This is a genomic window from Nitratidesulfovibrio sp., assembly GCF_040373385.1.
Classification (GTDB): Bacteria; Desulfobacterota; Desulfovibrionia; order Desulfovibrionales; family Desulfovibrionaceae; genus Cupidesulfovibrio.
The window spans coordinates 230,374-248,574 of the sequence record NZ_JBDXXH010000001.1 but is presented as its reverse complement, the minus strand read 5'-3'; the positions used below and the strand labels follow the sequence as shown (position 1 = coordinate 248,574).

At 67.6% G+C, this 18,201-nt stretch carries 20 protein-coding genes; 9 read left to right on the top strand and 11 right to left on the bottom strand.

Going from position 1 to position 18,201, the window contains the following annotated elements; genetic code table 11:
- Positions 1-207: 207 nt before the first annotated feature.
- The 8 genes from ABWO17_RS01000 to rplU all read right to left on the bottom strand — a co-directional run bounded on the left by ABWO17_RS01000 (position 208) and on the right by rplU (position 7,972).
- Positions 208-456, bottom strand: coding sequence for a hypothetical protein (locus ABWO17_RS01000; protein WP_353115162.1), 249 nt, complete (start codon positions 454-456; stop codon positions 208-210).
- Positions 456-1,682, bottom strand: coding sequence for a PAS domain S-box protein (locus ABWO17_RS00995; protein ID WP_353115160.1), 1,227 nt, complete (start codon positions 1,680-1,682; stop codon positions 456-458). The genes ABWO17_RS01000 and ABWO17_RS00995 overlap by 1 nt, the downstream gene beginning before the upstream one ends.
- Positions 1,651-3,030 (bottom strand): sensor histidine kinase, encoded by a 1,380-nt coding sequence (locus tag ABWO17_RS00990; RefSeq protein ID WP_353115158.1) that lies wholly within the window; start codon positions 3,028-3,030, stop codon positions 1,651-1,653. Before ABWO17_RS00990 ends, ABWO17_RS00995 begins: the two co-directional genes overlap by 32 nt.
- A 575-nt stretch (positions 3,031-3,605) precedes the next feature.
- On the bottom strand, positions 3,606-4,451 hold the full coding sequence (gene thiD / locus ABWO17_RS00985; protein ID WP_353115156.1) for a bifunctional hydroxymethylpyrimidine kinase/phosphomethylpyrimidine kinase: 846 nt from the start codon (positions 4,449-4,451) through the stop codon (positions 3,606-3,608).
- A 220-nt stretch (positions 4,452-4,671) separates the two neighbouring features.
- Positions 4,672-5,859, bottom strand: a complete 1,188-nt coding sequence (gene proB / locus ABWO17_RS00980; RefSeq protein ID WP_353115154.1) for a glutamate 5-kinase — start codon at positions 5,857-5,859, stop codon at positions 4,672-4,674.
- A 48-nt stretch (positions 5,860-5,907) separates the two neighbouring features.
- The gene (gene obgE, locus ABWO17_RS00975; RefSeq protein WP_353115152.1) at positions 5,908-7,014 is read right to left on the bottom strand and encodes a GTPase ObgE; all 1,107 of its coding nucleotides are present in this window, start codon (positions 7,012-7,014) and stop codon (positions 5,908-5,910) included.
- Positions 7,015-7,375: 361 nt separating this feature from the next.
- The gene (gene rpmA, locus ABWO17_RS00970) at positions 7,376-7,645 is read right to left on the bottom strand and encodes a 50S ribosomal protein L27 (RefSeq protein WP_012612510.1); all 270 of its coding nucleotides are present in this window, start codon (positions 7,643-7,645) and stop codon (positions 7,376-7,378) included.
- Positions 7,646-7,663: 18 nt separating this feature from the next.
- Positions 7,664-7,972, bottom strand: coding sequence for a 50S ribosomal protein L21 (gene rplU / locus ABWO17_RS00965; RefSeq protein WP_353115150.1), 309 nt, complete (start codon positions 7,970-7,972; stop codon positions 7,664-7,666).
- Between the two features lie 794 nt (positions 7,973-8,766).
- Between rplU and rfbA the strand changes: the two genes are divergently transcribed.
- The gene (gene rfbA / locus ABWO17_RS00960; RefSeq protein ID WP_353115148.1) at positions 8,767-9,645 is read left to right on the top strand and encodes a glucose-1-phosphate thymidylyltransferase RfbA; all 879 of its coding nucleotides are present in this window, start codon (positions 8,767-8,769) and stop codon (positions 9,643-9,645) included.
- A gap of 300 nt (positions 9,646-9,945) precedes the next feature.
- Here rfbA and ABWO17_RS00955 read toward each other — a convergent pair whose 3' ends face one another.
- Positions 9,946-10,086, bottom strand: coding sequence for a hypothetical protein (locus tag ABWO17_RS00955; protein WP_012612513.1), 141 nt, complete (start codon positions 10,084-10,086; stop codon positions 9,946-9,948).
- Between the two features lie 409 nt (positions 10,087-10,495).
- On the opposite strand from ABWO17_RS00955, the gene rlmD reads away from it, so the two are divergent.
- Positions 10,496-11,974 carry a 23S rRNA (uracil(1939)-C(5))-methyltransferase RlmD gene (rlmD, locus tag ABWO17_RS00950; RefSeq protein ID WP_353115145.1) on the top strand — a complete coding sequence of 493 codons (1,479 nt, stop codon included), beginning with the start codon at positions 10,496-10,498 and terminating at the stop codon, positions 11,972-11,974.
- 113 nt (positions 11,975-12,087) lie between these two features.
- Here the strand turns inward: rlmD and ABWO17_RS00945 are convergent, their stop codons facing one another.
- Both ABWO17_RS00945 and ABWO17_RS00940 read right to left on the bottom strand, forming a co-directional pair.
- Complete coding sequence (locus ABWO17_RS00945) at positions 12,088-12,660, bottom strand: cytochrome c family protein (RefSeq protein ID WP_353115143.1); 573 nt, start codon at positions 12,658-12,660, stop codon at positions 12,088-12,090.
- A 185-nt stretch (positions 12,661-12,845) separates the two neighbouring features.
- Positions 12,846-13,307 (bottom strand): pyridoxamine 5'-phosphate oxidase family protein, encoded by a 462-nt coding sequence (locus ABWO17_RS00940; protein WP_353115141.1) that lies wholly within the window; start codon positions 13,305-13,307, stop codon positions 12,846-12,848.
- Positions 13,308-13,543: 236 nt separating this feature from the next.
- Between ABWO17_RS00940 and ABWO17_RS00935 the strand changes: the two genes are divergently transcribed.
- The 7 genes from ABWO17_RS00935 (at position 13,544) to ABWO17_RS00905 (ending at position 18,162) form a co-directional block, all read left to right on the top strand.
- A complete protein-coding gene (locus tag ABWO17_RS00935) occupies positions 13,544-13,819 on the top strand; it encodes an AtpZ/AtpI family protein (protein WP_353115139.1) in 276 nt (91 codons plus the stop codon).
- Complete coding sequence (locus tag ABWO17_RS00930) at positions 13,791-14,225, top strand: ATP synthase subunit I (RefSeq protein WP_353115137.1); 435 nt, start codon at positions 13,791-13,793, stop codon at positions 14,223-14,225. The genes ABWO17_RS00935 and ABWO17_RS00930 overlap by 29 nt, the downstream gene beginning before the upstream one ends.
- A gap of 4 nt (positions 14,226-14,229) precedes the next feature.
- Positions 14,230-14,931 carry a F0F1 ATP synthase subunit A gene (gene atpB, locus ABWO17_RS00925; protein WP_353115135.1) on the top strand — a complete coding sequence of 234 codons (702 nt, stop codon included), beginning with the start codon at positions 14,230-14,232 and terminating at the stop codon, positions 14,929-14,931.
- 55 nt (positions 14,932-14,986) lie between these two features.
- Positions 14,987-15,316, top strand: coding sequence for an ATP synthase F0 subunit C (locus ABWO17_RS00920; RefSeq protein WP_007523853.1), 330 nt, complete (start codon positions 14,987-14,989; stop codon positions 15,314-15,316).
- 64 nt (positions 15,317-15,380) lie between these two features.
- Entirely contained in the window at positions 15,381-16,076 is a 696-nt protein-coding gene (locus ABWO17_RS00915; RefSeq protein WP_083818067.1) for a redox-sensing transcriptional repressor Rex, read from the top strand.
- A 446-nt stretch (positions 16,077-16,522) separates the two neighbouring features.
- Positions 16,523-17,410 carry an SAM hydrolase/SAM-dependent halogenase family protein gene (locus tag ABWO17_RS00910; RefSeq protein ID WP_353115132.1) on the top strand — a complete coding sequence of 296 codons (888 nt, stop codon included), beginning with the start codon at positions 16,523-16,525 and terminating at the stop codon, positions 17,408-17,410.
- Positions 17,401-18,162, top strand: coding sequence for an adenosylcobinamide-GDP ribazoletransferase (locus ABWO17_RS00905; protein WP_502914848.1), 762 nt, complete (start codon positions 17,401-17,403; stop codon positions 18,160-18,162). The genes ABWO17_RS00910 and ABWO17_RS00905 overlap by 10 nt, the downstream gene beginning before the upstream one ends.
- Positions 18,163-18,201: the final 39 nt, after the last annotated feature.

Genomic DNA, 18,201 nt, shown 5'->3' with positions numbered 1-18,201 from the left:
AGATGCGTTGGTCAGGGCAGATGCGTTGGCTGGCACAGAGGGGCTGGTCGGCACGCGCGGCAAGCGGACATGGTCATGCGCCAGCCGACAGGGAGGGGACAGCAGGCCTGAACCCCGCTGAAAAAGAGAGTGCCAACACCGGGACGGCACGACTGCCGGAGCGGCCCCCCGATCCGGCCCACCCTGCCCGATCCGGCCAAACCCGTATCAGTCCTGCTTGAAATGGGTGTCGTAGTCCGGGGCAAGGCAATCCAGCGTGCCGCCCATCATGGCCCGGAACTTTTCCTGCGGGGGCACCTGTGGCGCATCCGGATGCTGGCATTCGGCCTGGCCCAGGGTCATGCGGCGCGCCTCGTCCAGGCTGCGGTATTCCATCACCCCGCAGAAAACGCACTTCAGATGGGTGGCCCGGCGGGTGCAGTCGCAGTCAATCTTGGCAAACTGGTGCTTGCGCATCACACCCCCCGGCGCCCCGTCATGCCCGCCGGTGCGGCCAACCCTTCGCAAGCGGCGAAGCATCCTTCACCGTCGCGGCGCAGCACCAGCACCGCGCCGATGACCGTACCGTCCGGCGTGCGGTAGGGCGATACGCTGCACACGCACGGCTCGCCGCCGGGCAGCAGGCGCACGGGGCCGGACTGGTGCCTGCACTCCAGCAGAAAGCGGTCGAGGGGCGTGGGGCCGCCGTCCTCGGACACGCAGTCGGGGCAGCGCACCATGACCGTGCCGTCCACCGCCCCTCCCGTATCCGTCTGATCCGGCGCATCCGGAAGTCCCGGCCCGCACATCTGGCGCACCCACGAGGCGTTGGCCATGATCACGTTGCGATCAAGATCCAGCAGCACCACGTGGTCGGGCATGGCGTCGATGGTGCTGCGCAGGATGCCGAGGGTGGTGCGCCAGCGCTGCTCCGCCTCGATGCGGGCTGTGACGTTGACCACTATGCCCTCGTAGTGCAGCAGTTCGCCCGCCCAGTCGTACACGGCGGTGCAATGTTCTGACACCCACAGCAGGTCGCCGTCGCGGCCGTACACCTGCGAAACGAAGCCCGCCACCGTGCCTTCGGCGCGCAAGCGGGCCAGCAGTTCCTGCCGCCGCCCCGGCGCCTCGTAGATTTGCGCGTCGATGGAGCGCACGCCCGAAACCAGATCACCCGGGCCTGCCCAACCCAGCATCCCGGCGAAGGCGCGGTTGGACACCAGATAGCGCCCGTCCGGGTCGGCCATGTAGATGCCCACCACGGCATTGTCGAAGATGGAACGGTAGCGCTGCTCGCTGTCGCGCAACCGGGCGTGCAGGCGGGTGTGGTGGCGCACGATGCGCAGGTTCATGCGCAGGGCGTCGCCGGTGACCGGCTTGGACATGAAGCCCAGGGCGCCGCTGCCCGCCACCTGTTCCATGAGGTCGTGGTCCGTGGCCTCTGTGGCGCCGGTAACCAGAATGACCGGGATGTCGAAGTCGGCGGTGATGGCGCGGGTGGCCTCCACGCCGTTCATGTCACCGGCCAGCCAGATGTCCATGAGCACGGCGTCGGGGCGCTCGTCTCGGGCCAGGCGCACGGCCTCCTCGCCCATGGCGGCGGGGCCGATCACCACATGCCCCTCGCGCGCCAGCAGCCCGCACAGCAGGGCGGCGCCGACGGAGTCGTCCTCAGCGACCAGCACGCGCAACGGCTGTGTCATCGCTCCCCCATGCTGTTGCGTCGCTTCCGGGCGCGCCGCCGTTGTCGGTCCACAACGGGCCTTCACCAGCCCCCTGCCCCTGCTCGCGCGCCCACCCGGAGGCGAACCCCGGCGCCTCGCCCGGCACGTTTCCGGGTGCATCGGGCGTATCGGGCGGACCAAGCGTTTCGGGCGTATCGGGCGTATCGGGCGTATCGGACACCGTACCGTTGAAGGCGTTGCGCGGCAGGCGGACGCAGAATTCCGTCCAGCCCGAAGGCGATGTCTCGAAGCCCACCCGGCCCTTCAGGTAATTCTGGGTCAGCAGACGGATGCTGTAGGTGCCAAGCCCCCGCCCCGCACCCTTGGTGGAAAACGAACGCTGGAATATCTGGCGCTGCACGTCGGGCCGGATGTAGCCGGGGTTGCGCACCCGAAAGGTGACGCACTGGCCGTCGCAGTCGCAGCCAAGCAGCACCTCGCCCTGTTCCGGGGTGGCCTCCAGCGCATTCTTGACCAGGTTGCCCAGCACCCGGCCCAGCAGCGTGGAGTCCGTGACCATGGCCGTGTCGGCGGCACAGGACAGCACGGTAAGGGCACGCCCCCGCGCGGTCTCGTGCCCGGCGTACAGGTTGGCCACGTCGCGCAGCAGTTCCACCCCGTCCACCGGGTGCGGGTCCACCGGCAGTTCGTCGGTTTCGGCGGCCAGCAGCAGCTTCTGGGTAACGATCTCTTCCACCAGCGAGTTGGAAAAACGGTGCAGCAGCATGGTATCGCCGCGCAGGTCCAGGGGCACTTCTTCCAGGATCATCTGGGCCAGGTTGCGCAGGCCGCCCGCCGTGTTCAGGATGTCGTGGAAGAAGATGCGCTCCAGCGCACGCCGCCGCTTCTCGTGGCTGATGTCGTTGATGGCGAAGATGACGAACCGCTCGCCGTCCCTGTCGAACGGCGTGGCGCAGACCTTCAGGTCGTAGGCCAGCACGTCGTCGCCCTTGCGCTGGGTGATGCGGCATTCCTCCACCCTGCGCTCGTCGCCAAGGGCGCACAGGACCGCCTTGACCGCCCCGCATTCGCGGCAGCCGTCCGCCGTGCCGCAGCCGCCGGGGCCTTCGCAGGCGTTCTCGCAGTGGAACAGTTCACCCGGGCGCAGTCCCAGCAGATTGGTGCCGTCGGACAGGGACAGCAGGTCCAGCAGGTTGCGATTGACGAAGACGATCTGGCGGTGCCGGTTCAGGATCAGCACGATGTCCGTCACCGAATCGAGCAGGCTGACCAGGGTGGGATCGCGGAACAGCCCGGCCTGGCGCAGCAGGTCGGCATCGGCCGAACGCTCTGCGGGGGCGTGGAACGTGGGCAGGGGGGGGGTCATGCATCGTCCTGTGGAGGCGTTCGGGGTGGCGCTGGCTACGGGTGGAAAAGCGCGGGATGGGCCGAGCGGGATCGGTTTGCGGGCGGTGCTGCGGTCAAACCAGCCTGGCAGGCGGGCCAGACTGGCCGCCGGGCCAAACTGGCAACCGGACCGGGCTGACAACCAGGCCAGACTGACCGCCGGAGCGGGCGCCCAGCCCCATGGTCGAATGGCGACCCGACAGGGGCTTTCCGCACCTGAAAAAGCCTACCTCAGGTCCATGATATTTCCAAGTCGGCAGGTTCGGGCCGTTCTGGCGGCACCTGGTGAAGGAAGCAGGAGCGGGACCAGCCGTTTTGCAGGCCGTTGCGAGGTCTTCCGGCCATCAGTCCGGCCATCAGTCCGGCCGTCCGTCTGACTGGACGCGAAGACAGGCCGTCGGGCAATCCCGCGCGCTGCAAATGCAAAGGGCCGCCCCATGGGGCGGCCCGAATATGCCGGATATGCCGCCCCTTCCACGGCATGTGGCGCACGCGGCGCACGCGGCGCATGCCGTGCGGTACCCCTGCCAACGGGGCGGGGCTGTCGGCAATCCGCTAGAAATCCCGCAGGGTCAACGGCGCGGCATGGTTGGGCGGGCCAAAGCCCCGGCCCGGCGTGTAGCTTTCGCGCAGGCACAGGTTCAGGTAGCGCTGGGCGCGCTGCACGGCTGGCAGCAGTTTCATGCCAAGCCCCAGGCAGGTGGCTATGGCGGCGGACAGGGTGCAGCCGGTGCCGTGGTTGTTGGGGGTGTCCACGCGGGGCTGGGATAGCGCGACAATGTCCGCTTCGCCGTCTGCCCCGCCGGGCAGGCCCAGCCAGTCCACCAGGTCGCCGCTGCCCTCGAAGTGCCCACCCTTCAGCAGCACGGCCTTCGGTCCCATGCCCAGGATGCGGCGCACCGCCTCGCGGGCATCGCCTTCGGTGGCGATGTCCATGCCCGCCAGCATTTCCGCCTCGGGCCGGTTGGGGGTCAACAGGTCGGCCAGGGGCAGCACCCGGCGCACCATGGCCTCCACGGCGTCCTCGCGCAGCAGGCGGTGGCCGCTCTGGCTCACGGACACCGGGTCCACCACCAGCGGAAAATTCTTGCGGGCGTCCAGCACGTCGGCCACGGCCTCGATGATGGGCGCGGAGAACAGCATGCCCGTCTTGGCCCCGACCACGGGAAAACCGTCCAGCACGGTGGTCAGTTGCAGGGCCACGAACTCCGCGTCCGGGGCGTGGATGCCGGTGACGCCCAGGCCGTTCTGGGCCGTGAGCGCGGTGATGACGCTCATGCCGAAGCCGCCGAGGGCGGTCATGGCCTTCAGGTCCGCCTGAATGCCCGCGCCGCCGCCGGAATCGGACCCGGCGATGGTCAGGATGCAGGGGGGCGTGGCGTGCGGTGCGTGTACGGTCATGCGCGGGGTCCTTGCTTCAGAACAGGAAATGGAATCCTACAGTATGGGGCGAATTGGGAGCCTCACCGCCAGCATTTACGGACAGTCCATCCAGTTTCGTCGCGAGAAGTTTGCCGCAGGGCAAGGAAAACAGGATGGTTGCGGAGGGAGTGTACTTTTGTGGTACTCGACCGCAGCAACCATCCCTGTTTGACGCCGCCATGCGGCAAAATCCTCGCGACTAAACCACGGCATCCAGCAACAGGTTGTCGCGGTGAATAACCTCGGGATAGTGCGCGTCACCCAGAAGGGCCGCCACCTCGTGGCGCTTGTGGCCCATGATGCGCCGCAGCTCAGCCGCCGCATAGTTGGACAGCCCCACCCCGATGACCGTGCCGTCCTGGGCGGCCACGCGCACCAGCGCGCCGGAGCCGAAGCCCCCCTCTACCGCGCATACCCCGCCGGGCAGCAGGCTTTTGCCACCTTGCAGCAGCGCGTGGGCCGCGCCTTCGTCCACGGTGACGGTGCCCGCCGGGTCCGACTGGTAGGCCAGCCAGTACTTGCGGCGCGAAACCGTCCTGACGTCGGCGCGCACCCAGGTGCCTATGGCCTCGCCCGCGAAGGCGCGGGCCAGCACGTCGGGCTCGCGGCCGGGCACGATGAGCGTGGGCACGCCGATCTGCGCGGCGCGCCGCGCGGACAGCAGCTTGGAATACATGCCGCCGGTGCCCACGGAGGTCTTGCCGCCGCACAGCCCGTCCAGATCCAGCCCGTGCACGTCGTCGATGCAGTCCATGACGCAGGCATCGGGGTTGTTCTGCGGATTTTGCGCGAACACGCCGCCCGCCGAGGTCAGGTTCACGAACAGGTCGGCTTCCACGATGTTCAGCAGCAGGCTGGCCAGACAGTCGTTGTCGCCGAACTTCAGGTCGTGCACGGCCACGGTGTCGTTCTCGTTGACCACGGGAATGGCGCCCCAGTCGAGCAGCGCGGCAAAGGTGTTGCGGGCGTTGAGAAAGCGGTTGCGGCTCTTCAGGTCGTCGCGGGTCAGCAGCACCTGGGCCGATATGCGCCCGCGCCGGGCGAAGGCTTCATCATAATGATGCATCAGGCGGCTCTGCCCGATGGCCGATGCCGCCTGCCGGTGGGGCATGCCCGCAATCTCGCAGCAACTGCGCAGCACGCCGCGCCCCGCCGCCACCGCGCCGGAAGACACCAGCACCACGCGCCGCCCGCCTTCCTGCAGGGCGGAAAGCTGGTCCGCCAGCGATTCCACCATGGCAAGGTCCAGCCCATCGCCGTTGGTCAGCACGGCGCTGCCCACCTTGAGCACGATGCAACGGGCATCCGCCAGCGCCCTGCGCCGCTCGGCCTGCCAGTCGCCCGCCGTATCCGCCCTGTCCCGCTTCGCCTCGTCCCGTCTGGACATGCCGTCGCTCCGTTGGGATGCGGGGCGCGTCGCCGGCTTGCGCCGGACTTATTCGCGCACCCAGATCACCTCGATGTCGCTTTCTTCCTCGTCGAATTCCTCGGTCTCGCGCAGGCGCACCAGGGCCTCGTTGTTGTCCAGCGCGTCGCGCATGCGCCACATCTCGGTCACCACTTCCTCCACGCCGTCGCCCGTGAGCGCGGACATGAAGAGCACCGTGCGCCCGTCGGCCGCGGCACGCTCGCGCAGGGCCTGCACGTCTTCGGCGGTGCGCAGGTCGATCTTGTTGACCACCTGCAACTGCACCCGCTGGCCAAGGTCCGCGTCGAAGCGCACCAGTTCCTCGTTGATGAGGTCAAAGCCGCTCCACGGGCCGTCGGGACTGTCCAGCGACACGTCTTCCACGCTCAGGATGTGCACCAGGAACCGGGTGCGCTCCACGTGCTTCAGGAAGCGGTGGCCAAGGCCCTGCCCGGAATGCGCCCCCTCGATGAGGCCGGGAATGTCCGCGATGACCAGCCGCTGCTCCGGGTCGGCATCGTCGATCATCACGCCGAGGTTGGGCGTCAGCGTGGTGAACGGATAGGCCGCGATCTTGGGACGCGCCGCCGACACCTTGGAGATGAAGGTGGACTTGCCCGCGTTGGGCAGGCCCAGCAGGCCCGCGTCGGCAAGGATCTTCAGTTCCAGGCGCAGCGAGAGCACCACGCCGGCCTCGCCCTTCTGGGCAAAGCGCGGGGCGCGGTTGGTGGACGACTTGAAGTGCTCGTTGCCCTTGCCGCCGCGCCCGCCCTGCGCCACCACGAAAGCCGTGTCGGGGTCGGAAAGGTCGGCCAGCAGGGTTTCGCCGTCGTCGGTCACCTGATAGATCTGGGTGCCCAACGGCAATTCCACCGTCAGGTCGTCGCCCTTGCGGCCATGGCACTGGCTGCCCATGCCGCCCTGCCCGTTCTGCGCCTCGTAGTTGCGTTGCAGGCGGAAGTCGTACAGCGACAGCAGCCGGGTGGAGGCGCGCAGGATGACGCTGCCGCCGTCGCCGCCGTCGCCCCCGTCGGGACCGCCGCGCGGCACGAACTTTTCGCGGCGGAACGAAACGCAGCCGTTGCCGCCGTTGCCCGCGCGAACCGTGATGGTGGCTTCGTCAACGAAGCGCATGGTGAGCCTGCCTTGAATACTTGTGGATAAGCGATGGATGCGGCGCCCGGAACGTCCGGAAAGCCGAGACGAGGCCGGAAACCGCCGACATGCCCGACGATACCCGTGCCCCCCGGCACAGTATACACCAAGGAACGCCGTGAACGCGACGGATGCCGAAGAAGCCGGGGGGACCGCTGGTGCCCGCCACGCCCACCATGCCCCCTGGCCGGTCACGCGACCTGCCAAACGGGCCGGGTTGGCCGATCTGGCCCGTGCACTACACGGGACCGGAGCGCGTGGCAAACACGAAAGGGGCGGAAGAGCGCTACGCGACTTCCGCCCCGGAAATGCAAGCCGTGGACGTGTATGTGCGCCTGGCCTACGCCTGGGCGGGCACCACGTGCACGCGGGTCTGGACCTTCTTCTTGCGGGTGTACTTTTCGTACTTCACGGTGCCCTCGACCGTGGCGAACAGGGTGTAGTCCCTGCCCATGCCCACGTTGTCTCCGGGGTGCACGCGAGTGCCCAGCTGACGGACGAGAATGTTGCCTGCCAGAACCCGCTCGCCGCCGAAGCGCTTCACGCCGCGGCGTTGTCCGGCGCTGTCGCGACCGTTACGGGAACTGCCGCCTGCTTTTTTATGTGCCATGACGTGTTCTCCTTGGCGCTAGGCCTGGATGGCCTTGATCTTCAGGGCCGTGAAATCCTGACGGTGGCCCTGCTTCTTGCGGGAGTCGTTGCGGCGCCACTTCTTGAACACGATGAGCTTTTCGCCGCGACCGTGTTCGACCACCTCAGCGGTGACCTTCGCGCCTTCCACATAGGGAGCGCCGACGGAAAACGCGCCGCCGCCCAGCATCAGAATCTTATCGATGACAATTTCGCTGCCGGCTTCGGCCTCGAGCTTCTCGACGAAGATCTTGGCGCCTTCTTCGACGCGGAACTGTTTGCCACCCGTTTCGATAATCGCGTACATTAGTATCCTCCATGACGAGAGAGGGCTGACTTATCCTCATTCCGGGCAGGAAGTCAACCCCGGAATGCCCCGGAATGCCATGGCGCGCCGCCGAGCCCCGGAAATGTTCGTAAAATTCCGTCCGGGCGGCCACAAGCGGGCCGCATCCTTGCGCCAGCGCCAGCCTTTTCGCCGCGCCAAGCTCCCCGACTTGCAGGGCCGATGTCGATAGCACACCCCCACCCGCCCCGCAAGGTCGGGATTTCCCCCCGCCAACAACGGCCACAGCACCGCCCCCGCATTAGAATTTCCCCATTCCTCAACAATACCGGACGTCAGCAACCACTTACCGCCATGTCCGACCACCCCCCGCAAAATTTCTAACAGACGGGCCATGGTTCCGGGGGTATACCTCTTCTCGAGTGTGTCTCGTCTCGCGTCCGGGGGGAACCCCGCACCAAGGCCCTCCCCCAAGGCTGTTCCCCCCGGACCACCAAAAAACGCGAGCACACCCCAAAGCCCTTCCGCAAAGGGTGCCACAGGACGGCTAGGCCGTCTTTTTTGTTGCCCGGACGCCCGGCCCGGCCAGGTCCCGCCAGGTCCGGCCAGGTCCGGCCCGCGCCGGACCGCCCGCCAGCGCGCATCACCAGACAGCGCCCCCCCATTCCCTCCGGGCCGTTCGCCACGCAATCCGCCGGAGCGGTGTTGCGCCTCCACCGGAAGCGCCCGCCCGGCCCCCCCTTCCCTTCCCGCCCCGTCCCGGCTACCATGCCGCACTGCCGTGCCCGCACGGCACCATCACCAGAGAGGTCGGCATGAAAGGCATCATTCTCGCCGGGGGGTCCGGCACGCGGCTCTACCCCATCACCATGGGCGTCTCCAAACAGCTCATGCCGGTGTACGACAAGCCCATGATCTACTACCCGCTGTCGGTGCTGATGCTGGCGGGCATCCGCGAAATATGCATCATCACCACCCCGGCGGACCAACCGCGCTTTCGCGAACTGCTGGGTGACGGCGCGCAACTGGGCCTTGCGTTCACCTACATCGCGCAGCCCCGCCCCGAAGGACTGGCCCAGGCCTTCGTGCTGGCGCGCGACTTTCTGGCCGGGGAACCCAGCTGCCTGATCCTTGGCGACAACCTGTTCTACGGCGACCGGCTGCCCTCTCTGCTGCGGCAGTGCGCCGGACTGGAACACGGCGGCGTGGTGTTCGGCTACAAGGTGCGCGACCCGGAACGTTACGGCGTGGTCGAATTCGATGACGCGTGCAAGGTCATCAGCATCGAGGAAAAACCCGCCGCGCCCAAGTCGCGCTTTGCGGTCACCGGCCTCTACTTCTATGACGGACGCGCGCCGGAACTGGCCGCCCGGCTCACCCCCTCGCCACGCGGCGAGCTGGAAATCACCGACCTGAACAACCTGTACCTGCGCGAAGGCAACCTGTCGGTGGAATTCCTGGGGCGCGGGGTGGCCTGGCTGGATACCGGCACCTTCGAATCGCTGCACCAGGCGGCCTCGTTCGTGCGGGCCGTGCAGGACCGGCAGGGGCTGAAAATCGCCTGCATCGAGGAAATCGCCTGGCGCAGGGGCTACATCGACGACGACGCACTGCGCGCGCTGGCCGCCCCCATGCTGAAGAACGACTATGGCCGCTACCTGATGGACATCATGGAGGACCGCCTGCGGGTGTGACGGATATCGCCCGGCAGCGGACTGCGCCCCGACGCCAATCGACCGCAGCTTACCCCGTCCCGCATAACGACGATGCATGCCGCACCCGGCCCGCAGGCGCGGCATGGGCCCCTCGTCGGCAGCCTTGCGCCTTCCCCCGATCCGCCACCGGCGGGCACGCAAAAGGGCCGCCCCTGCGGACGGCCCCTGCAAAAAACTGGCGCAGCGCGCGCTGGCGCACCGCAAACCCCCGTGACGCTCCGGCGAGGGAACGCGGCGGTACCGAAGAAACCCGGCGGACAGCGCCGCCCGTGGCCCCTTCTAATGATGCATGTGGTCGCCCTTGCCGATACGGTAGAAGGCGGTGGCCACGATGACACAGAAGTAGATGGCGATCAGGCTGACGCCCAGGAAACCCTGCGGGCTCGAATGCATCGCATTCTGAATCAGTTCGTTCAGCATGTCCGGACTCCTTGTGCGCCCCGGCAGCGACACGCAGCCGCGCAAGACGGCCGCCACGCACCGGGCGGGATTGACGTGAACACTCCAGGTCCGCAGATTACTTGCCGCTTTTCCGGCAAATGTCAAGCGCATCGTGAATTCCCGCACAAGGAACGCACGGAGCAAGCCCGGCGCGCACTTGCCTCGCGCGCCGTCCCGCTGTACATGGCCCGGCCCCACCCCCGGCAGAAATGACACCGGGCACCGGCAGACCCGACCAGGACGTGCCCCCGGCAGCCGCCCCATTCCGCCCATTCCGCCCCATTCCGCGCGGACTGAATGCTGCAACTGCCTGAACGGGCGATACCACACCGCACGCACGCGCGACCACCCCGGTCGCCACATCCATAACATATTTTCTGGAGACACCATGTCCGATACCACCCCCCGCCCCGGCGACCTTCTGGAACTGACCGTGGACGGCCTTGCCGCAGGTGGCCGCGCCGTGTGCCGCCACGAGGGCCGCGTCGTGTTCGTGGCGGGCGGACTGCCCGGCCAGCGCGTCCGTGCCAAGCTGACCACGGTGAAGCGCCGCTTTGCCGAGGCCACCCTGGACGCCGTGCTCGAACCGTCACCCGTGCAGTGCACCCCGTTCTGCGCCCACTTCGGCGACTGCGGCGGCTGCACCTGGCAGGATCTGCCCTACGCCGAGCAACTGCGCTGGAAGGAACGCTTCGTGGTCGATGCGCTGGGACGCATCGGCGGCCTGCGCGAGGCCAACGTGCTGCCCATCCTGCCCTCGCCCGCCGAACGCGGCTTTCGCAACAAGATGGAATTCGCCTTCAGCCAGGACCGTGACGGCCAGTTGCACCTGGGCCTGCGCCGCCGCGCCTCGCGCGCGGTGGTGGACATTACCGAATGCCACTTGCAGACCCCGCTCACGGTGCGCATCGTCGAGGCGGTGCGCGAACTGGCGCGCGAAAGCGGCCTGCCCGGCTGGGATGACGCCAGGCACGACGGTTTCTGGCGCTTTCTGGTGGTGCGCGAGCCGGAACTGGGCCGCGCGGCCAGTGCCGACACCCCGGCGGCGGACGGTGCCGACACCCTGACGGCGGACGATACCGCCCACGGCGACGGGCAGAATGCGCAGGGCCGCCAGTGCATGCTCCAGTGCATCACCGGGCGGCACCCCGGCGCGGCCCAGGCCGTATCCCGCCTGGCCGAGGCGTTGCGCGCCCGCTTTCCCGAGGTGACCGGCGTGGTCCATTCGCTGCGTCTTGATCCGGAACAGGTGGCCTACGGTGAACGGGTGCTGGCCGTGGACGGCGAGGCCGTGCTGACGGAGCGCCTGGGCGACAACGACCTGCTGCTGGGCCCCGATTCGTTCTTCCAGACCAACACCGCCGCCGCGACCCTGCTGTACGACGAGGCGCGCCGCATGGCCGCCGCCGGACCGAACGACACGGTGTGGGACCTGTATTCCGGCGTGGGGGCCATCGCCCTGCACCTGGCCCGCGCGGCCGGTGCGGTGCGCGGCTTCGAAATCACGCCCGAGGCGGTCAACGACGCCCGCGCCAACGCCTCGCGCAACAACATCCTGAACTGTTCCTTCGTGTCCGGCGACGTGCGCGCCAGCCTGCGCCGCGAACGGCCGGGCGAGGGCGTGTCGCCGCGCATCGTGGTCATGGACCCGCCACGCGCTGGCCTGCACGAGGACGTGGTGGAGGCGGTGGCCACCCACCAGCCGGAGCGCATCGTGTACGTTTCGTGCAACCCGGCCACCATGGCCCGCGACGTGGCCCTGTTCACCGCGCGCGGCTACGCGCTGCAAGAGGCGCGCCCCGTAGACCTGTTCCCCCATTCGCCCCACGTGGAATGCGTGGCCCTGCTGACCCGTTCGGCCGGCTAGGCCCGCGAGGACACGGGGCGGCGCCAAACGCCGCCCGCCCGAAAAGCAATGCCCGCCGCATGGTGCTGACCATGCGGCGGGCGTTTTTCGTCATCTGCGGCTGCAAGGGCAGGCTAATGGGCACCGCCGTGCAGCAACGGCTTGAAATTGAAGCTGCGCACCCGCTGCTCGTTGTGGCAGACCACGCAGCCTTCCATGGTGGGCGTGTCGATGAGCGAAACGTCGCCCCCCGAATCCACGTGGGCGGAACCGGGGCCATGACAGACCTCGCAGCCCGCGTCGGCCAGATGGGGGGTGGATTCGAAGCTGACGAACCCGCCCGGCTTGCCGTAGCCGGTGGTGTGGCAGGCGTAGCACCCCTGCACTTCTTCCCGGGTCAGCTTGGAGGCCATGACCTTCACGCTGTGGGCGGACTTGGATTTCTTGGCATACTTGCGGAAGGTGGCGTGCTGGTCGGCGTGGCAGGGCGCGCAGGCGTCGGTGCCCACGTAGCTGCGCGCCTCGGCGGCCCGGGCGGTTGCGGCCAGCGGACCGGCAAGGGGCAACGCCAGCAGCGCGGCCAACAGAACCGCCGCGAGGGTCGTGCGCAGGCCCAGGGGCCGGACTGAAATCCGCAAGGTCATTGGGGCGGAAGGCAGGGTGGAATTCCGGCGGCGGCACACAACGACAGGCACGGTCAGGCGCATGGCATCCCCCCAATGGCAGGTCCGGCGGTTTGACGCGGTGGCAGGCACGACGCAACGTGATGCGCCGTGGCGCATTGGTACCGCGTTACAATCGAACAGTCCAGCCTTCATGAATGTTTCCGCGCTTCTTCATGCCGCAGGCCCCTGACGGGGCCTGCGGTGCCGCGCCCTGGTTCCGTGCAGGGCTAGGCATGGCGCGAGGCGGTCATCCTGTCCGGCACCAGCCGGAAAAAGGCCGTGCGGCCCACCGCCTCTTCGTTGATCGGCGCATCCGGGGCCTGCACGGCGGCCAGCAAGGCGCGCACCGCCACGGCCACGTCGGCGGGGTCGTGCAGTTCTTCGGCCCGCCCCCAGGCCAGCACGCTCATGAAGCGCATGGAATACTTGCAGCCTGCGCCGTCCTCCGGCCTGACCACCTCGGCATAGGGCACGAACGAGCAACAGGCCGTTCCGCCGCGCCGCAAAAGCTCCACCTTGTGGCCCCTGCGCGAGGAATGGAAATAGATGGCCCCGTCCGCCACCCCGAACGACAACGGCACCGCATAGGGTTCCGCGCCGTCGCACAGCGCCACGGTCATCCACGGGCTGGCGACCACTGCCGCCCATATCTCCGCCGCGTCGGTCACTTCCCTGTCCTTGTGCCGCATGGTACCTCCGGTATGGGCGCCAGCCCGGAACGGGCCGCCGCACGCAGTTGAATTGTTCAGGCAATCAGCAAACATGTCCGGCACTTCGGTGGGGAATTTTTTCACGAACTCCGCCCCGCCGCGTTGACGCCCACCGGCGGCTGTGGTAGACACGACCCGACTTGTGAACGTTTGCACGAAGTGCCCCAGGCAACCGCTCGCTTCAACACGGGCGCGACAGCTCCGGGACGGTGCGTATGTTCCCTAAAGATTGGTTCAAAATCAACGACAAGAAATACCTCGACGCCATTTCCACCGCCGGTGTCATCGGACTGCACATGGTGTCGTCCACGGTGGTCGGCCTTGGGATGGGCTGGTACCTTGATCGTTGGTTGGGAACAAAGCCGTGGCTCACCGGGGTGTTCCTGATTCTCGGCATCGTCGCCGGGTTCAAGAACGTCTGGCTTGACTCGCGGAGGCTCCTCAAGGCCCAGGACAAGGAAGATGCTGAAAGATTTGGCCCGAAAGATTGATGAATGGCTGTGGCACAAGGGGTTCCGCGCGTCGGAAATCCGCCTTCTGCTGCGCTGCCAGATTCTGGTTTCGGGGGCATCCTTGCTTGCCGGGGTTGCGTGCGCGCCTCTCTGGGACTGGGGGTTGTGGTTCGGCGTGGGGGCCGCGCTATCGACCTTCAATTTCTACGCCTTGGCCAAGTTCGTGCAGGGCATTGTTTTCATGCCGTACACGCGCGCCATGGCGGCCGGGCTCATGTTCAGATTCTACGGTCGGCTGCTGCTTACCGGTCTGGTCCTCTTCGGCCTGATCGTTTGGCTAAAGGTCTCTGTCGCCGCGCTGCTGGCGGGGCTGTCCACGTGCGTTCTCAGTATCGCCGCGTGGGGAATAGCCAGGGGCGCAGGACAAAAAGTGAAGGAGGCGTAAGGGAATGGCTGGTGGATTGCCGCATCCGGTACTCTGGTCCACGCTGTTGCATGTGGATCAAGTCACCATCGGTGGAGCGACCGTCGAGTTCAAGCATGTCTTCTACACGTGGTGTGCCATGGCCGTCCTGTTCAGCCTGGGCCTTCTGGTCCGTGGCGGGCTGAAACTGGTGCCCGGTGGCATGCAGAACGTTTTCGAGGTGGTCATCGGGGGTCTTGAAGACTTCGTGGTCACCAACATCGGTGAGGATGGACGCAAGGTGTTCCCGCTGCTGGGCGGCATCTTCCTGTTCATCCTCTTCCAGAACCTGCTGGGGCTCATCCCCGGCTGCGATGCGCCCACGGCCAACGTGAACACCAACGCGGCCATGGCCGTCTTCGTGTTCCTGTACTACAACTACCAGGGCATCAAGCGCTGGGGGCCGGGCTACATCAAGCATTTCATGGGTCCAATGTGGTGGCTCACGCCGCTGATGCTGCCGCTGGAACTCATCTCGCACACCGCGCGCCCGCTTTCGCTGACGCTGCGTCTGTTCGGGAACATCCGCGGTGAAGAAATCGTCATGGTGCTGTTCTTCCTGATGGCTCCCATCGTTGGCACCATTCCGGTCTACTTCCTGTTCCTGCTGGGCAAGGTCCTTCAGTCCTTCATCTTCTTCATGCTGACGATGATCTACCTGAAGGGCGCGTTCGAACACGCCCATTAATCTCGAAGGGAATGGTCAACCGACCAAAACAACCATACGCAATGAGGAGTTTGTCATGCGCAAGTTTCTGATGATCGCCCTGAACACCGTGGCCCTGATGTCCTTTGCCGCCCTTGCCTTCGCCGCTGATGGCAAGATGGACGCCGGCGCGCTTGGCCTGACCTGCCTCGCCGCCGCCATCGGCATGGCCATTGCCGCCGCCGGTTGCGGCCTCGGCCAGGGCATGGGCCTCAAGGCTGCCTGCGAAGGCACCGCGCGCAACCCCGAAGCGGGCGGCAAGATCATGGTTACCCTGATCCTCGGCCTGGCCTTCATCGAATCCCTCGCCATCTACGCCCTCGTGGTGAACCTGATCCTGCTCGTCGCCAACCCCTTCGTGGGCTAGTTCGCGAGCCTCGCTTCGAACGTACGGAAGGAGGCCGTTGCAAACGGCCTCCTTTTTCAGCATTATGGCGGCTCGCCGTACGACATCCGCCAAACGAGAGACCAATCAAGCCATGCAAACCCCCAAGAGCGAACACATTCCCCGCGCAACCATCCAGCGCCTTGCCGTCTACGTGCAGGTGCTGGAAAACCTGCTGCGCGAAGGGACCGACGTCATATCCTCCGAACCGCTGGCCAAGGCGTGCAATGTCAACGCCTCGCAAATCCGCAAGGACCTTGCCTACTTCGGCGAGTTCGGCGTGCGTGGCGTTGGGTACTACGTCAAGAGCCTTATCGAATCCATCACCAGCGTTCTCGGGGTTAACCGCGAATGGCGCACCGTGCTTGTCGGGGTGGGCAACCTTGGCCGTGCGCTGCTGAACCACAAGGAATTCAAGCTGCGCGGCTTCCACATCGTGGGTGCCTTCGACTGCGACCCCTTCAAGATCGGCGAGGAAGTGTCCGGCCTTGAGGTGGTGTGCACCAAGCGGCTGAAGGAAAAGGTGGCCGACCTGGACGTGGAGATCGGCATCATCACCACGCCGCCGGAACGCGCCCAGCGCGCCGCCAACCACCTGGTGGACGCGGGCATCAAGGGCATTCTCAACTTCGCGCCCGCGCGCATCACGGTGCCGGACGACGTGTTCGTGGAGTACGTGGACTTTTTCCACCACCTCTACGCGCTGTCGTTCAACATCACCTTCGACCGCGCCAACCGCTGATCCGCAGGCACGCCGCTCACGCTCCGCAGCCGTTCACCGCTGCGCCATGGAACCCGCCGTCTGGCGGGTTCCGTAGTTGTGCTGCTGTCACCGCCACCAGGCGGGTTCCGTAGTTGTGTAGCTGTCGCCGCCGTCTGGCGGGTTCCATGATTGTGGCCCCGGACAGCTCACGGCCAGGCCGTTGCGGCGCGTGACGAACCGAATGCCGAGGCCCGCAGGGCCCCCGGCATCCTCGCTCCCCCATCTTGTGGTCGTTCCGCGCCCGCGCTAGGATACAACCATGCCGCCCCTGAGGCGCGCCGGGCAGCATCCTGAACAGCCCCCGGCTCCGTCCGGTTCCGTCCGGTTCCGTCCGGTTCTGGTAGATTCATGCGGGTTCAGACGGTCCCGCCTGGCACCCCACCGCGCGCGAGCCGTCCCGCCTCCCTCACAACCACGGAGCGCCCATGGACACCCCCCATCGCCCGTCCGCATCAGCCTGCCCACCAGCCGCTGCGTCCACGTCGTCCGCACCCGCCTCCACGTCCGGCAAGCCCCGCGCCCATGCCCGCTGCTTCGGCCTGCTGACGGATTTCGGGCTGGACGACCCGTACGTGGGGCAACTGAAGGGCGTGCTGCACCGGCTGGCCCCCGCCGTGCCGGTCATCGACATTTCGCACGGGGTGCCCCCCCACCGGGTGGAAACCGCCGCCTTCTTCCTGGCGGCCAGCCATCCGCACTTTCCCACCGGGTCCATCTTCATCTGCGTGGTGGACCCCGGCGTGGGCACGCCGCGCGGCCTCGTCTCCATGGAAACCAGCGGACAGGTGATGCTGGCCCCGGACAACGGCCTGCTGCACCTGGCGGCGGAAGCACGCCCCGACGCGGTGTTGCGCAAGCTGGACCCGGCCCGCCTGCCCGACCCGCAAAGCGCCACCTTTCACGGACGCGACGTGCTGGCCCCGCTGGCCGCGCGCCTGGCGGGCGGCGAATCCCTTGCCGCCTTCGGCGATCCGGTGCTGCCCACCGACCTCGCCCGCCCCTCGTGGGCCGTACCCCGGCGCGAGTCCGACGGGGTGCACGCCGCCGTGCTGCACGTGGACCGCTTCGGCAACGTGGTGCTGAACCTCTCGCTGCGCGAATGGGACTGGCTGGCCGCCTGCCGCCTGCACCTGCCCGACGGCACCCTTATCGACATCGCCCGCGCCGCCAGCTATGCCGACATTCCCGCCGGGCGCACCGGGCTGGTCGCGGGCAGCCAGGGCTACCTTGAACTGGCCGCGGACAAGACCTCCGCCGCCGAACGTCACTGGCTGCGACCGGGCGCGGAAGTGCTGCTGGAGGATTGCCGGTGAAATTGGCCCACCTGCTGGCCGCCCAGTGGCGTGCCTTTGCCCTGTCCGCGGGCTTCCTGACCCGGCTTGCCCCGGCCCGCGCCGCCACCAATGCCGAGATGGCCGCCGGGGTGGCCCATTACCCGCTGGTGGGGCTGCTGGCCGGGCTGGTGTGCGCCGGGCCGTTCCTGCTGGGCCTGCTCGGCGGGCATCCCTGGGTGCAGGCCCTGGGCTACGCGGCCCTGCTGCTGTGGGCCACGCGCGGCCTGCACTGGGACGGCTGGGCCGACCTCATGGACGCCTGGGGCAGTTCCGCCACCGGCGACCGGTTCTGGGACATCCTGAAGGACAGCCGCATCGGGGCCTTCGGGGTGCTGGGCATCGTTTTCGGGGTGCTGGGGCAGATGGTGCTGGCCCACGAGGTCATCACCATGGGCCGGGGCGGGGCGCTGGTATGGGCCCCCGTGCTGGGTCGCGCCGCCTGCGTGGTGCTGGCGGCCTGCGTGCCCCCCGGTACCCGCTCCACCCTGGGCCGCCTGACCTCCGCCGGGGCCACGCACATGACGGTACTGTTCTGTGCCGGGGTGGCCGCCGCCACTGGCGTGGCCCTTGCCGGGCCGCCCGCCGTGCTGGCCGCCGCCCTGCCCTGCGCCTGCGCCGTGGCCTGGCTGGCCGCGCTGGCCCGGCGAGAGGGCGGCCTGAACGGCGACTTTCTGGGGGCCTGCATCATTCTGGGCGAGCTGTCCGCGCTGCTGGGCACCATACTCGCGTAACAGCCGCCCCCTTTGCGCACGCCGCACGCCGTGGCATCA